Here is a 14,342-nt window from a genome sequence, read left to right as displayed (position 1 = left end):
GTCTGCGGGAACCGACCCACGGGCGGGGCATCGCCGCCACTCGGTCTACCATCGTCTGTAGTAGATGCTGCGCGCCGCTGCGACCCCGAGGAGTTATTGCGTGAGCGTTCGCGGGCGCGCCGCGCCGAGCCGATTGCCAAGCCGGGTGCGAGGCACGGTGCTGGCGTACCTGGCGCTGACCAAGCCGCGGGTCATCGAGCTGCTGCTCGTGACCGCGATCCCGGCGATGCTGCTCGCGCAGCGCGGCACGGTCAACCCGCTGCTGATCGTCAACACCCTGATCGGCGGCATGCTGGCCGCCGGGGGCGCCAACACGCTGAACTGCGTGGCCGACGCGGACATCGACAAGGTGATGAAGCGCACGGCGCGCCGGCCGCTGGCGAGGGCCGCGGTGCCCACCCGCAACGCCCTGGTGCTCGGGCTGGTGCTGACGGTCGGGTCGTTCTTCTGGCTGTGGTGGACGACCAACCTGCTGTCGGGGCTGCTGGCCCTGGCGACGATCGCGTTCTATGTGTTCGTTTACACACTGCTGCTCAAGCGCCGCACCTCGCAGAACGTCGTGTGGGGCGGTGCGGCCGGCTGCATGCCGGTGATGATCGGTTGGTCCGCCGTGACGAACACGATCGGCTGGCCCGCCTTGGTGATGTTCGCCATCATTTTCTTCTGGACGCCGCCGCACACCTGGGCGCTGGCGATGCGCTACAAGGACGACTACAAAGCGGCGGGCGTCCCGATGCTGCCGGCTGTCGCGACCGAGCGCCAGGTGACCAAGCAGATCCTGATCTACACCTGGCTGACGGTGCTGTCCACCCTGGCGCTGGCGCTGGCGACGGGCTGGCTGTACGCGGCGGTCGCCGTGGTGGCCGGGGTGTGGTTCCTGGCGATGGCGCACCAGCTGTACGCGGGGGTGCGCGTCGGTGAGCCGGTCAAGCCGCTGCGGTTGTTCCTGCAGTCGAACAACTACCTGGCGGTGGTGTTCTGCGCGTTGGCGATCGACTCGGCCATCGGGCTGCCGCACCTGTTCTGACGATCTGGGGCCGCCACTCGGGCGCCGCCAGTCACTTGGGCCACTCCAGTCTCTCCGAGAGAGTGGACCGCGAATGCCCACCTCCCCGCGACAATCGTCCGGCCCGAGTTGTCGCAACCCCACCACGGCGGGTAGCGGCAACCCACCACGGCGCGTAAGGGCAACCCCACCGCGCCTAGTAACGGCAACCCCACCGCGATGCGTTGTCGCTCGGAGGTGGGCAAAACGCCCATGCCTTCCGCGGCGAACCAATGTGGCCGCTGTGACTCGACAGCCCTCAGGGCACCAGCACGATCGAGCCCGTGGTCTTGCGGCCCTGCAGGTCCTCGTGGGCGCGGGCGGCATCGGCCAGAGGGTAACGCCCGCCGACCTCGACGGTGATGTCGCCACGGGCGATCGCGGCGAACAATTCCTCTGCGCGCCAGCTGAATTCCTGCCCGGTGCGGACGAAGTGCGCCAGCGACGGCCGGGTCAAAAACACGGAGCCGGCGGCATTGAGCCGCTGCGGATCGAACGGCGGAACGGGCCCGCTGGCCGCGCCGAACAGCGCGAGCGTGCCCCGCACGGCCAGGCTGGCCAGGCTGGCGTCGAAGGTGGTCGCGCCCACGCCGTCGTACACCGCGGCCACCCCGGCACCGTCGGTCAACGCCCGGATCCGCTCGCCGAACTCGTCGGCGTCGTCGGGGTAGGAGAGCACCTCGTCGGCGCCGGCCTTCGCCGACATCCGCGCCTTCTCCGGGGTCGAGACCGTCGTGATCACCCGCGCGCCGAGCAGGTGCGCCCACTGCGTCAGGATCAGTCCGACACCGCCCGCGCCGGCGTGCACCAGCACCGTGTCGCCGGCCTGCACCGGATACACCGACTTCAACAGGTAATGCGCGGTCAGCCCCTTCAGCAGCGCCGAGGCCGCCACGTCGGCGGGAACGCCGTCGGGCACCGACGCGGTGAAAGACGCTGGGGCGGTGGCATATTCGGCATAACCGCCGGAAGCCGTGGCGGTGACCACCCGGTCGCCGGCGGTGAACCCCTCGACGCCCTCGCCGGTGTCCACCACCGTGCCGCTCGTCTCCTGGCCGAGGATGAACGGCAGCTGGCGCGGGTACTGGCCCGAGCGGAAATACGTGTCGATGTAGTTGACGCCGATGGCCTCGGCCTCGATCAGCACCTCGCCCGGGCCGGGGGAGGGTTGCGGCGTATCGACGTAGCGCAGCACCTCGGGGCCGCCGGTTTCGCTGACTTCGATTGCGTGCATGTGCTTATCATGCCCGGGCATGAAGCTCGCTCGTCCGGACGTCTTCCATCCCCGCATCGTGCTGGCGGGGCCCGGCGACGACCCCGACGACGCGGGGCTGGTGCCCGCGCTGCGCCGGCGTGGCCTGCACGCGCGGTGGCTGTCCTGGGACGACCCGGGGGCCGCCCAGGCCGACCTGGTGATCCTGCGGGCCGCCCCGGTCGGGCCGGGCCGGCGCGACGAATTCCTGGCCTGGACCCGCCGGGTGCGCCACCTGCTCAACCCGCCCGACGCCATCGCCTGGAATTTCGCTGAGCGCTATCTGCGCGATCTCGCGGACGACGGGATCCCGACTGACCCTGGCGCGGCGGCCCGCTCGACGTTGATCTTTCTCGGCGGGGAGCGATCGCACGCCTGGCCGGGCGAACCGGAGTTCGAGTCCTGGGACCTCGTCTATGCCGCGCTGGCAGCGGCCGCCGAACGCGCCGGGGTCGGCGCGCGGGAGCTCCTCTACGCGCGCGCCGACGTGGCGGGGGACCGGTTGGTGAAGCTGGATCTCGTTGCGCCGCAACTGGGTTGGCGGCACGTGGACGCCGCCACCCGCGAGCTCGCGCAGCGCCGGTTCGCCGTGGCGGTCGAGTCAGGCTGCGAGCGGCTCGGGCTCGGCCCGTTCTCGCATCGACGCCCATAGCGCCGCGGTGGCGGCGGTGGCCGCCGCGGCCCCCGCAACGTGCAGGGCGACGAGCGCCGCCGGGACGCCGGTGTAGTACTGGGCGGTGCCGACGGCGGCCTGCGCGCACAGCAGGACGAGCAGAACGCCGAGCCGCCGCAGCACGGGGCGGGTGGCGCGCACCGCCAGCAGCCCGAAGCCCAGGCCCACGACCAGCGCGAGGTAGGCGACCAGCAGCGAGGAGTGCACGTGCACCAAAGTGGCGACTTCGACCTTGAGTCGCGGCACCGTCCGGGTGGCGCTGCGGTCACCCGCGTGGGGGCCGGCGGCCGTCACCAGCGTGCCGGTGATCAGCACCGCGGCCAGGTTCACGCCCGAGAGCGCGGTCAGCGCGCGCAGCGGCGGGGGGATCAGTACGCGCACGGCTCCGTCGTCGGGCTCGCCGATCTTGACGTAGAGCAGCACCGCTAGCCAAACCATCGTCATCGACGTCAGTAGGTGGATGGCCACCGTCCACCACAGCAGCCCGGTGCGCACGGTGATGCCGCCGATGACCGCCTGGACGACGGTCGACACCGGCATCAGCCACGCATACACCAGGACCTCGCGCCGTCGGCGGGCCCGCGTCACCGCGAGCACGGCCAACGCCGCGGTGATCACCACGGCGAAGGTGACCATCCGGTTGCCGAACTCGACGGCCTGGTGGATGCGCGGCACCTCGGCGTGGGCCACCGGGACGAAGCTGCCCGGAAAGCATTGCGGCCAGGTGGGGCAGCCCAGCCCCGAGGCGGTGACGCGCACGATCGCGCCGGTGATGGCGATGCCGCCCTGGGTCAGGATGACGGCCGCGGCGATCAGCCGCTGGACGCCCAGACTGGGATTGGGGAGCAGGTCCACCAGCCGCAACAGCGTTCGTCCGAGCACGGCCCGATCCTAAGGCACCGAAAACTACATGTTGTAGTACGCCCTGGGTCGCCGAACGGTCGTCAGGTGAACCGGAACCAGCGCAGCGCGCTCAGCGCGCCCAGCGCGCCCCAGGCCGCCAGGACGATCACCCCGAACCAGTCCACCGACATGGTCATCGCCTGGGACAGCGCCTCGGTCAGCGCGCCCGACGGGGTCAGCCGGGCCGCCCATTTCACCCCCGTCGGGATGATGTCGGTCTCCACGGTCAGCGCGCCCAGGCCGGCGAAGACGAACCACATCAGGTTGGCGACCGCGAGCACGATCTCGGCCCGCAGCGTCCCGCCGAGCAACAGGCCGAGGGCCGCGAACACCACGGTGCCGAGCGCGATGACCCCCGCGCCCAACGCCAACGCGAGCAACGCGGGTCGCCAACCCAGCGCAAAACCGATGGCGCCCAACAGGATTGCCTGCAAGAACACGACCGTGACGACGGCCAGGGACTTGCCCGCGATGATGCCCCACACCGGAAGTGGCGTGGCGCCAAGCCGTTTCAAAGCCCCGTAGCGGCGGTCGAAGGCGACCGCGATCGCCTGCCCGGTGAACGCGGTCGAGATCACCGCCAGCGCCATGATGACCGGGGTGAACGTGGCGGCGCGGTGCTGGCCGAACGAGCCGAGCGGCAGCAGCGTGAGCCCGACCAGCAGCGTGATCGGGATGAACATGGTCAGCAGCAGTTGTTCGCCGTTGCGCAGCAGCAGCTTGAGCTCCAGACCGAACTGCGCGGCCAGCATCTTAGGCACCGTGCTGGGGCGCGGGTCGGGCGCGAAAGTGCCTGCGGGGAAAGGTGATTCGCTCATGGCCGCAACTTCCTGCCGGTGAGGTCGAGGAACACGTCCTCGAGGCTGCGTTGCTCGACGCGCATGTCGGTGGCCAGCACGTCGATCCGGGCACACCACGCCGTGACCGTCGCGAGCACCTGCGGGTCGACCGGGCCCTCGACCAGGTACTCGCCCGGCGTCACCTCGGTGGCTTTGTAGTCCTCGGGCAGCGCCGCGGACAATAGGGAGAGGTCGAGCCGTGGCGGCGCGCTGAACCGCAACTGGTCCTTGGCCCCGCTGCGCATCAGCTCCGTGGGCGTGCCCGAGGCGACCGTCGCCCCGTTGTCGATGATGACGATCCGGTCGGCGAGTTCCTCGGCCTCCTTGAGCTGGTGGGTGGTCAGCAGGACCGTCACGCCGTCGCGGCGCAGCGCGTCGATCAGCTCCCACACCAGCAGCCGCGCGTGGGCGTCCATGCCCGCCGTGGGCTCGTCGAGGAACACCAATTCGGGCCGGCCGACCAGCGCGCACGCCAGCGCGAGCCGTTGCTGTTGCCCGCCGGAGAGCCGCCGGTAGGTGGTGCGCGCGGCGTCGGTGAGGCCCAGGATGTCCAGCAGCCAGGCCGGGTCCAGCGGATCGGCCGCGTAGGCGGCCACCAGGTCGAGCATCTCGCCGGCGCGGGCCGCCGGGTACCCGCCGCCGCCCTGCAGCATCACGCCGATCCGCGCCCGCAGCCGCGCGTTGTCGGCGATCGGGTCCAGGCCGAGCACCTCGATGGTGCCGGCGTCCGGGCGCACGAAGCCCTCGCACATCTCGACCGTCGTGGTCTTACCGGCGCCGTTGGGCCCGAGCAGGGCCAGCACCTCGGCGGCGTGCACTTCCAGGTCGAGATCGGAGACCGCTGTGGTGGATCCGTAGTGCTTGCTCACGCCGTGCAGCCGCACGACAGTTTCGGGGGATTCGCGGGATTCGCGGACGTCGTCGGCGCGGCTCACGTGGAATCAGCGTAGGCGTCATGGGTCGGCGGCGGCCGCGGGGTCGGGGCAGGTTGCGCGGGCGATGACGGGTCGGCGGCCGGTCGGGGGTCGGTTTCCCGGGCCGGCGCCGGCGGGGGCCGCCAGGGCAACCGGGTGTAGGTCAGCGCGATGAGCAGCACCACGATGACGGTGCTGGCCAAGGTGGCGTCCACGATCTGGAACAGCGCGAACCGGTCGCCGTTGGCGGTCGGGCCGAAGATGCCGACGACGAGGCTGATAACGATCGCCGCCACCCGGAAGCCGGTGCGGGTGGCCCAGCAGGCCAGCGGGATGATCGCCCACAGCAGATACCAGGGCTGAACGACCGGGAACAGCAGCACGCAGATGCCCAGCGCGACGCCGAGGCCGCCGATCGGGTGCAACCGGCCGCGGAAGACGGCCAGCAGCAGCCACGCCACCATGACCGTGATGATCAGCACACCGATCGCACGGGTCAGTCCCAACACCGCGGTGGTGTGATCGCCCAGGCCCAGCAGGATGCCCACCTGCCCGGTGCCGAGCGCCAGCAGCGTCGGGGGCGACATCCAGCTGCGCACCACGTTCGCGGTGCCCAGCGTGTAGATCCAGCCGAAGCCCAGGCCGCTGGCCCAGCCCACGACGGCCATCACCGCCAGCGACAGGGCCGCCATGCCGCCCCCGGTCAACAGCAGGGCGCGCAGGTTTCCTCCCCGCCGGTAGGCCAGGGCCATCGTGACGAAGCCCAGCGCCAGCAGCGACGGCAGCTTCACCTGCGACGACAGCGTGATCAGGACGGCGCCGGCCACCAGCATGCCCAGCGGTTCCCAGTCGGGACCCGGCTTGAGGGAGCGCGGCAGCAGGCGCGGGGTGTCGACACCGCGCAGCGCGAATTCGGCGCCCGCCAGCATCAGGCCCAGCATCAGCGCCTCGTTGTGCACGCCGGCCACCAGATGCATGATCAGCAGCGGATTGGCCGCGCCCAGCCACAGCGCGCTGACCTCGGCGACGCCACAGCGCCGGGCCAGCCGGGGCGTCGCCCACACGATCAGTGCGACGCCGAGCAGCTCGACGAGCCGGTGGCACAGCACGGCCGCGACGATGTTCTCCCCGGTGATCGCCGAAATGCCGCGCCCCATCCACAGAAACAGCGGGCCGTAGGGCGCGGGCGTCTCGCGCCACAGCGTCGGCACGGACAGGGTGAAGATGTGGGACAGGCCCAGCCCGGAGGCCGGGCCGACCCGGTACGGGTCGAGTCCCTCCAGGGAGATCTGGCTCTGCGCCAGGTAGGAGTAGACGTCCTTGCTGTACATCGGTGGGGCGATCAGCAGCGGCAGCACCCACAGCAGCAGGGTGCGGTCCAGGTCACCGCGCGACATCCGCCGGTTGCCCAGCGCGAACCGGCCGAGCATCAGCCAGGCCAGCGCCATCATGACCGCGCCCGTGGTCGTCATCGTCAACGACACGGTCTGGATGCGCGACGGCAGGTTGAGCAGCCGCACCCCGAACGTCGGGTCCTGCACGACGGGCCGCGCCCCGGCGCCCAGCGCGCCGATCGCCATCAGCATCGTGCCGCTGGCGCCGAACAGGCGGATGCGGCGGAGCGAGGTCAGCTCGGTATCGTTCAGCGGCGTACCCACCGCCTGCTCGTCGCCGTGCAGACTCGCGATCGACGAGCTCAGCGTGTGGTGGCGGGCTGACATCTTCAGCAGCGTAGCCGTCCGGCGGTGTGACCAGCGCAACGCCAGGGCAGGGGACCCTTGCTAGACCGATCGTCGGAATTGCGTCACACTGGTGTTGTGAAAATCCGAACCAGCCCCGATGGCGTCGTCGCGCCCGACGTCGGCGCTGCGAGCTCGGATCGTCACACCCGCCGCGCCATCGTGCGCCTGCTGCTGGAATCCGGAACGATCACCGCGGGCGAGATCGGTGACCGGCTGGGCCTGGCGGCCGCCGGTGTGCGCCGGCACCTCGACGCCCTGATCGAGGCCGGCGATGCCGAGGCCACGGCCCCCGCGGCATGGCAGCAGGCGGGGCGCGGGCGTCCCGCGAAGCGCTACCGGTTGACCGCCGGCGGTCGGGCCAAGCTCGACCACGCCTACGACGACCTGGCGGCGGCGGCCATGCGGCAGCTTCGCGAGATCGGCGGCGAAGAGGCGGTTCAGGCGTTCGCCCGGCAACGGATCGACGCCATCTTGACCGAGGTCACCGCGGCAGACAGCGCGGCGGACGACGACGTCGAGGCGGCCGCCGAACGGATCGCCACCGCGCTGACCAAGGCCGGCTATGTCGCCAGCACCACCCAGGTCGGCGGGCCGATTCACGGCGTGCAGATCTGCCAGCACCACTGCCCGGTCTCGCATGTCGCCGAGGAATTCCCCGAGCTGTGCGAGGCCGAACAGCAGGCGATGGCCGAGGTGCTGGGCACCCATGTCCAGCGGTTGGCGACCATCGTCAACGGCGACTGCGCCTGCACCACGCACGTCCCGCTGACGCAGAGCAAGGCTTCAAGTACGGCGCCCAGCCCGCGCCACATGACCGACACCACGAGCATCAAAGGAGCGTCTCGATGACACTCACACCCGAGGCCAGCAAGACGGCTACCGCGCCGCTGACCCAGGAAGAGGCGATCGCCTCCCTGGGGCGGTACGGCTACGGCTGGGCCGACTCCGACGTCGCGGGCGCCAGTGCCCAGCGGGGGCTGTCCGAGGCGGTGGTCCGCGACATCTCCGAGAAGAAGAGCGAGCCCGAGTGGATGCTGCAGGCCCGGCTCAAGGCGCTGCGCATCTTCGAGCGCAAGCCGATGCCGACGTGGGGCTCGAACCTGGAGGGCATCGACTTCGAGAACATCAAGTACTTCGTGCGCTCCACCGAAAAGCAGGCGGCGACCTGGGATGACCTGCCCGAGGACATCCGCAACACCTACGACCGGCTGGGCATCCCCGAGGCGGAGAAGCAGCGCCTGGTCGGTGGCGTGGCGGCGCAGTACGAGTCCGAGGTGGTCTACCACCAGATCCGCGAGGACCTCGAGGCCCAGGGCGTCATCTTCGTCGACACCGACACCGGCCTGCGCGAGCACCCCGAGATCTTCCAGGAGTACTTCGGCACCGTGATCCCGGCGGGGGACAACAAGTTCTCCGCGCTCAACACCGCGGTGTGGAGCGGCGGCTCGTTCATCTACGTCCCACCGGGCGTGCACGTCGACATCCCGCTGCAGGCCTACTTCCGGATCAACACCGAGAACATGGGCCAGTTCGAGCGGACGCTGATCATCGCCGACGAGGGTTCGTACGTGCACTACGTCGAGGGCTGCACCGCGCCGATCTACAAATCGGACTCGCTGCACTCGGCCGTCGTCGAGATCATCGTCAAACCCAATGCGCGCGTTCGCTACACGACGATTCAGAACTGGTCGAGCAACGTCTACAACCTGGTCACCAAGCGCGCCCGCGCCGAGGCCGGCGCGACGATGGAGTGGGTCGATGGCAACATCGGATCCAAGGTCACCATGAAGTACCCGGCGGTCTGGATGACCGGCGAGTACGCCAAGGGCGAGGTGCTCTCGGTGGCCTTCGCCGGCGAAGACCAGCACCAGGACACCGGCGCCAAGATGTTGCACCTGGCGCCCAACACGTCGAGCAACATCGTGTCCAAGTCGGTGGCGCGCGGCGGGGGCCGCGCCTCGTATCGCGGCCTGGTGCAGGTGAACAAGGGCGCCCACGGATCACGCTCCAGCGTGAAATGCGATGCGCTGCTGGTCGATACGATCAGCCGCAGCGACACCTATCCGTATGTCGACATCCGCGAGGACGACGTCACGATGGGGCACGAGGCCACCGTGTCCAAGGTCAGCGAGGACCAGCTCTTCTACCTGATGAGCCGCGGCCTGACCGAGGACGAGGCGATGGCGATGGTGGTGCGCGGCTTCGTCGAGCCGATCGCCAAAGAGCTGCCGATGGAGTACGCGCTGGAGCTCAACCGCCTGATCGAGCTCCAGATGGAAGGCGCGGTCGGCTAGTGACGAATCTGACCGAAGCGGTCGAGGGGTCGTCGCTTACCGCGCTGAACAAGGGGGAGCTGTTCTCCTCCTTCGACGTGGACGCGTTCGAGGTCCCGCACGGCCGCGACGAAATCTGGCGCTTCACCCCGTTGCGCCGGCTGCGCGGCCTGCACGACGGTTCGGCGCATGCCACCGGCAAGGCGCAGATCACCGTCACCGAACAGCCGGGTGTGCGCACCGAAGTCGTGCGTCGGGGCGACGAGCGGCTGGGCCAGGGCGGCGTTCCCACCGATCGCGTTGCGGCTCAGGCTTTCTCGTCGTTCAACTCCGCGACCGTGGTGACCGTGGCGCGTGACACCGAGGTCGCCAAGCCCATCGAGATCGTGGTGGACGGGCCGGGCGAGGGCGCGGTCGCCTACGGGCATCTGCAGATCCGCGTCGAGGAACTCGCGCGGGCCATCGTGGTCGTCGACCTGCGCGGCAGCGGAACCTACGCCGACAACGTCGAGATCATTGTTTCAGACTCGGCGGCGCTCGGGGTGATCTGGATCGCCGACTGGGCGGACGACATGGTCAACGTCAGCGCGCATCACGCACGGCTGGGCAAGGATTCGGTGCTCGGCCACGTCAACGTGACGCTCGGGGGAGACTTGGTGCGCACCTCGACGACGGTGCGGTTCACCGCCGCCGGCGGCGACGCTCAACTGCTCGGCACCTACTTCGCCGATGACGGCCAGCACATCGAATCCCGGCTGCTCGTCGACCACGCTCACCCCAATTGCCGCTCGGACGTGCTGTACAAGGGTGCGCTGCAAGCGGATCCGGAATCCGACCGTCCGGACGCACACGCCGTCTGGGTCGGCGACGTGCTGATCCGCGCCGAGGCGACCGGCACCGACACCTTCGAAACCAACCGCAATCTGATCCTCACCGACGGCGCCCGCGCCGATTCGGTGCCCAACCTCGAGATCGAGACCGGTGAGATCGTCGGCGCCGGACACGCCAGTGCCACAGGGCGATTCGACGACGAGCAGGTGTTTTACCTACGGGCCCGCGGCATCCCCGAAGACCAGGCCCGCCGATTGATCGTGCGCGGCTTCTTCGCCGAGATCATCCAAAAGATCGCCGTGCCCGCCGTGCGCGAGCGCCTGACCGAGGCGATCGAACACGAGCTTGAGCTGACCGAAGGAAACAAGAACTGATGACCACGCTCGAAATCAAGGACTTACACGTCAGCGTCGCGCGCACCAACGAGGCCGACGCCATCGGAATCCTCAAGGGCGTCGACCTCACGGTGAAGTCGGGGGAGACGCATGCGCTGATGGGTCCCAACGGATCCGGCAAGTCCACGCTGTCCTACGCCATCGCCGGGCACCCGAAGTACGAGGTGACGTCCGGATCGATCACGCTGGACGGCCAGGACGTGCTGGCGATGAGCGTCGACGAACGCGCCCGGGCCGGGCTGTTTCTCGCGATGCAGTACCCGATCGAGGTGACCGGGGTGTCCATGTCGAACTTCCTGCGCTCGGCCGCCACCGCCGTGCGCGGCGAGGCGCCGAAGTTGCGGCACTGGGTCAAGGAAGTCAAGGCCGCGATGGACGACCTGGGAATCGACCCGGCGTTCTCCGAACGCAGTGTGAACGAAGGCTTTTCCGGCGGTGAGAAGAAGCGCCACGAGATTCTTCAGCTGTCGCTGCTCAAGCCCAAGATCGCCATCCTGGACGAGACCGACTCCGGCCTGGACGTCGACGCGCTGCGGGTGGTCAGTGAGGGTGTGAATCGCTACGCCGAAGCCGAGCATGGCGGCGTTCTGCTGATCACGCACTACACGCGCATCCTGCGCTACATCCAGCCGCAGTTCGTCCACGTGTTCGTCGGCGGGCGCATCGTCGAAGCCGGCGGCCCGGAATTGGCCGACCAGCTCGAGGAGCACGGTTACGAGCGCTTCGTGCAGGCGGCGTCTGCGAAGGCCTGACATGACTCGGCGTGATGCAGCGGCTTCCGCTCTCGATCTCGCGGCGATCCGTGCCGACTTCCCGATCCTCAAGCGCGTCATGCGCGGCGGAAATCAGTTGGCGTATCTGGACTCCGGGGCGACGGCCCAGCGGCCGCTGCAGGTGCTCGACGCCGAGCGCGAGTTTCTGCTGACGTCCAACGGGGGCGTGCATCGTGGTGCGCACCAGCTGATGGAGGAGGCCACCGACGCCTACGAGCAGGGCCGCGCCGACATCGCGGCGTTCGTCGGCGCGGACGCGCACGAGCTGATCTTCACCAAGAACGCCACCGAGGCGCTCAACCTGGTCTCCTATGTGCTGGGCGACAACCGGTTTGAGCGTGCCGTCGGCCCCGGCGACGTCATCGTCACGACCGAGCTCGAGCACCACGCCAACCTGGTCCCCTGGCAGGAACTGGCCCGCCGCACCGGTGCCACGCTGCAGTGGTACGGGATCTCCGGCGAGGGCCGCATCGACCTGGACTCGCTGGAGCTCGACGAGCGGGTCAAAGTCGTTGCCTTCAGCCATCATTCCAATGTCACCGGCGCGCTCGCGCCGGTGGGCGAACTGGTCTCCCGCGCCAAAGCCGTCGGCGCGCTCACCGTGCTGGACGCCTGCCAGTCGGTGCCGCACCGCCCGGTCGACTTCCACGCGCTCGACGTCGACTTCGCCGCCTTCTCCGGCCACAAAATGCTGGGCCCCAACGGGATCGGCGTGCTGTACGGACGCGGGGAGTTGTTGTCGGCGATGCCGCCATTCCTCACCGGCGGCTCGATGATCGAGAACGTCGCCATGGACGCCTCCACCTACGCCGCGCCACCGCAGCGTTTCGAGGCCGGCACCCCGATGACGTCCCAGGTGGTCGGGCTGGCCGCGGCCGCCCGCTATCTCGGCGGCATCGGCATGGACGCCGTCGAGGCGCACGAACGGGGGCTGGTCGCCGCCGCCCTCGAGGGCCTGTCCGGGATCGAGGGTGTGCGGATCGTCGGGCCCACCACACTGGAAAACCGTGGTTCTCCGGTGTCATTCGTCGTCGACGGCGTGCACGCGCACGACGTCGGGCAGGTCCTCGACGACGACGGCGTCGCGGTGCGCGTGGGGCACCACTGCGCGCTGCCGCTGCATCGCCGGTTCGGGCTGGCGGCCACCGCCCGGGCGTCCTTCGCGGTGTACAACACCGCCGAAGAGGTCGAGCGATTGGTGACGGGCGTGCGCCGCGCGCTGGATTTCTTCGTCGGCGATCGCAAGCGCGGCGAAGCCGGGGGCACCGGGTCGTCGCCATGGGTTGGGAGAGAATGACCTTGCGCCTCGAACAGATGTATCAGGACGTGATCCTCGATCACTACAAGCACCCGCAGCACCGCGGGCTGCGGGAGCCGTTCGGCGCCGAGGTGTTCCACGTCAACCCGGTCTGCGGTGACGAGGTCACCCTGCGCGTCGCGCTGTCCGAGGACGGCGAAACCGTCGCCGACGTGTCGTATGACGGGCAGGGCTGCTCGATCAGCCAGGCGGCCACCTCGGTCCTCACCCAGCAGGTGATCGGTCAAAGTGTCGGCGATGCCCTCAAGACCATCACCGCGTTCACCGAGATGGTGTCCTCCCGCGGCACCATCGAGGGCGACGAGGACGTGCTCGGCGACGGGGTCGCGTTCGCCGGGGTGGCCAAATACCCGGCCCGGGTGAAATGCGCGCTGCTGGGGTGGATGGCATGCAAAGACGCGCTGGCACAGGCTTACTCACGACAAGAACCAGACCTCGAGGAGGTTACAGATGAGCGAGACCACCACACCGCATGACGAGTTGCTCGCCGATGTCGAGGAAGCGATGCATGACGTTGTCGACCCCGAACTCGGCATCAACGTCATGGATCTGGGCCTGGTGTACGGCTTGGAGGTCGAGCACGGCGAGATGGGCCCGGTGGCGTTGATCGACATGACGCTCACCTCGGCGGCCTGCCCGTTGCAGGACGTCATCGAGGACCAGTCGCGCAGCGCGCTCGTCGGCGCCGGCTTGGTCGACGAGCTGAAGATCAACTGGGTGTGGAACCCGCCATGGGGCCCGGACAAGATCACCGACGACGGGCGCGAGCAACTGCGCGCCCTGGGCTTCACGGTCTAGAACTTCGGTATCGACTCGAATCTCGCGCCGCTCTGCAGTCATCGTCTTTGCGCAGAACGGAAATGGCGCCTTTGGCCTCGAAGATCGCGAGATTGATGCAGTCGGCGTTGGGGTGGCCGTGCAGGCGTAACACGGCCTCCAGGTCGGCTGCGGTCAACCCGCATTGGCGCAGATTGCGTCGGTCTACCTTCCCGTCGCGGATCAGCACTTTCAGCGGTGGATCGATGAACCGTCGAACCCCCGGAATGAAGCGCAATCGTGCCAACACTGCGTGGGTGACCAGGAGGCAGATCAGCGCCGTGGTTGCGCTGAGCCACGACGCGTCACTGGCGGTGGCGGCCCTGCCGACGATGGCGCCCGCGGCGACCGCGGCGATCCAGTCGAAGGGCGCGAATTCGGCGAGGGTGCGCCGCTCCGTGAAGCGAAACAGGACCGCGGCGGTGAGGAACAGCGTCGAGGATTTGATGGCGGCACCGGTGACACCGGCCGAGTCGCCGATCAGGGCATGAAATATTCGGTCCACGCGTGCCTCCGTTCCAGGTAGTGAGCCTGGCCCCAACCGTTGTGAACTGTCATCACCCTTCAC

The 14,342-nt window shown here is 69.2% G+C and carries 15 protein-coding genes; 9 read left to right on the top strand and 6 right to left on the bottom strand.

What is annotated here, in order from left to right; translation table 11 throughout:
* Positions 1 to 100: 100 nt before the first annotated feature.
* A complete protein-coding gene (locus tag W7U_RS11580) occupies positions 101 to 1,027 on the top strand; it encodes a heme o synthase (protein ID WP_008258105.1) in 927 nt (308 codons plus the stop codon).
* A gap of 277 nt (positions 1,028 to 1,304) precedes the next feature.
* Here the strand turns inward: W7U_RS11580 and W7U_RS11575 are convergent, their stop codons facing one another.
* Positions 1,305 to 2,279 carry a quinone oxidoreductase gene (locus W7U_RS11575; protein WP_008258103.1) on the bottom strand — a complete coding sequence of 325 codons (975 nt, stop codon included), beginning with the start codon at positions 2,277 to 2,279 and terminating at the stop codon, positions 1,305 to 1,307.
* 19 nt (positions 2,280 to 2,298) lie between these two features.
* On the opposite strand from W7U_RS11575, the gene W7U_RS11570 reads away from it, so the two are divergent.
* Positions 2,299 to 2,949, top strand: coding sequence for a hypothetical protein (locus tag W7U_RS11570; RefSeq protein WP_036429004.1), 651 nt, complete (start codon positions 2,299 to 2,301; stop codon positions 2,947 to 2,949).
* Here the strand turns inward: W7U_RS11570 and W7U_RS11565 are convergent.
* The 4 genes from W7U_RS11565 to mptB form a co-directional block, all read right to left on the bottom strand.
* Positions 2,899 to 3,828 carry a heme A synthase gene (locus W7U_RS11565; protein WP_170320599.1) on the bottom strand — a complete coding sequence of 310 codons (930 nt, stop codon included), beginning with the start codon at positions 3,826 to 3,828 and terminating at the stop codon, positions 2,899 to 2,901. The genes W7U_RS11570 and W7U_RS11565 overlap by 51 nt on opposite strands.
* 86 nt (positions 3,829 to 3,914) lie before the next feature.
* Complete coding sequence (locus W7U_RS11560; RefSeq protein WP_036429002.1) at positions 3,915 to 4,691, bottom strand: ABC transporter permease; 777 nt, start codon at positions 4,689 to 4,691, stop codon at positions 3,915 to 3,917.
* The gene (locus W7U_RS11555) at positions 4,688 to 5,647 is read right to left on the bottom strand and encodes an ABC transporter ATP-binding protein (protein ID WP_008258099.1); all 960 of its coding nucleotides are present in this window, start codon (positions 5,645 to 5,647) and stop codon (positions 4,688 to 4,690) included. Before W7U_RS11555 ends, W7U_RS11560 begins: the two co-directional genes overlap by 4 nt.
* Positions 5,644 to 7,353 (bottom strand): polyprenol phosphomannose-dependent alpha 1,6 mannosyltransferase MptB, encoded by a 1,710-nt coding sequence (mptB, locus tag W7U_RS11550; RefSeq protein WP_277813565.1) that lies wholly within the window; start codon positions 7,351 to 7,353, stop codon positions 5,644 to 5,646. The genes W7U_RS11555 and mptB overlap by 4 nt, the downstream gene beginning before the upstream one ends.
* Before the next feature lie 51 nt (positions 7,354 to 7,404).
* Between mptB and W7U_RS11545 the strand changes: the two genes are divergently transcribed.
* Genes W7U_RS11545 through W7U_RS11515 form a run of 7 tightly spaced genes read left to right on the top strand, consistent with a single transcriptional unit; the run spans position 7,405 to position 13,756 of the window.
* Positions 7,405 to 8,217, top strand: coding sequence for a metalloregulator ArsR/SmtB family transcription factor (locus W7U_RS11545; protein ID WP_085976837.1), 813 nt, complete (start codon positions 7,405 to 7,407; stop codon positions 8,215 to 8,217).
* A complete protein-coding gene (gene sufB / locus W7U_RS11540) occupies positions 8,214 to 9,662 on the top strand; it encodes a Fe-S cluster assembly protein SufB (protein WP_008258096.1) in 1,449 nt (482 codons plus the stop codon). The genes W7U_RS11545 and sufB overlap by 4 nt, the downstream gene beginning before the upstream one ends.
* Positions 9,662 to 10,846 (top strand): Fe-S cluster assembly protein SufD, encoded by a 1,185-nt coding sequence (sufD, locus tag W7U_RS11535; protein WP_008258095.1) that lies wholly within the window; start codon positions 9,662 to 9,664, stop codon positions 10,844 to 10,846. Before sufB ends, sufD begins: the two co-directional genes overlap by 1 nt.
* On the top strand, positions 10,846 to 11,619 hold the full coding sequence (sufC, locus tag W7U_RS11530) for a Fe-S cluster assembly ATPase SufC (RefSeq protein ID WP_008258094.1): 774 nt from the start codon (positions 10,846 to 10,848) through the stop codon (positions 11,617 to 11,619). Before sufD ends, sufC begins: the two co-directional genes overlap by 1 nt.
* Before the next feature lies 1 nt (position 11,620).
* A complete protein-coding gene (locus W7U_RS11525; RefSeq protein WP_008258093.1) occupies positions 11,621 to 12,937 on the top strand; it encodes a cysteine desulfurase in 1,317 nt (438 codons plus the stop codon).
* Positions 12,934 to 13,434, top strand: coding sequence for a Fe-S cluster assembly sulfur transfer protein SufU (gene sufU, locus W7U_RS11520; protein ID WP_008258092.1), 501 nt, complete (start codon positions 12,934 to 12,936; stop codon positions 13,432 to 13,434). The genes W7U_RS11525 and sufU overlap by 4 nt, the downstream gene beginning before the upstream one ends.
* Entirely contained in the window at positions 13,409 to 13,756 is a 348-nt protein-coding gene (locus W7U_RS11515) for a metal-sulfur cluster assembly factor (protein ID WP_008258091.1), read from the top strand. Before sufU ends, W7U_RS11515 begins: the two co-directional genes overlap by 26 nt.
* On the opposite strand, the gene W7U_RS11510 is transcribed toward W7U_RS11515, so the two are convergent.
* Positions 13,746 to 14,279 carry a YetF domain-containing protein gene (locus tag W7U_RS11510; protein ID WP_008258089.1) on the bottom strand — a complete coding sequence of 178 codons (534 nt, stop codon included), beginning with the start codon at positions 14,277 to 14,279 and terminating at the stop codon, positions 13,746 to 13,748. The genes W7U_RS11515 and W7U_RS11510 overlap by 11 nt on opposite strands.
* Positions 14,280 to 14,342 lie beyond the last annotated feature (63 nt).

The sequence above is a fragment of the Mycobacterium sp. H4Y genome, from assembly GCF_000364405.1.
GTDB lineage: Bacteria > Actinomycetota > Actinomycetes > Mycobacteriales > Mycobacteriaceae > Mycobacterium > Mycobacterium intracellulare.
Note: the sequence above shows the minus strand (reverse complement) of the source record. Positions and strands in the feature narration are given on the sequence as shown.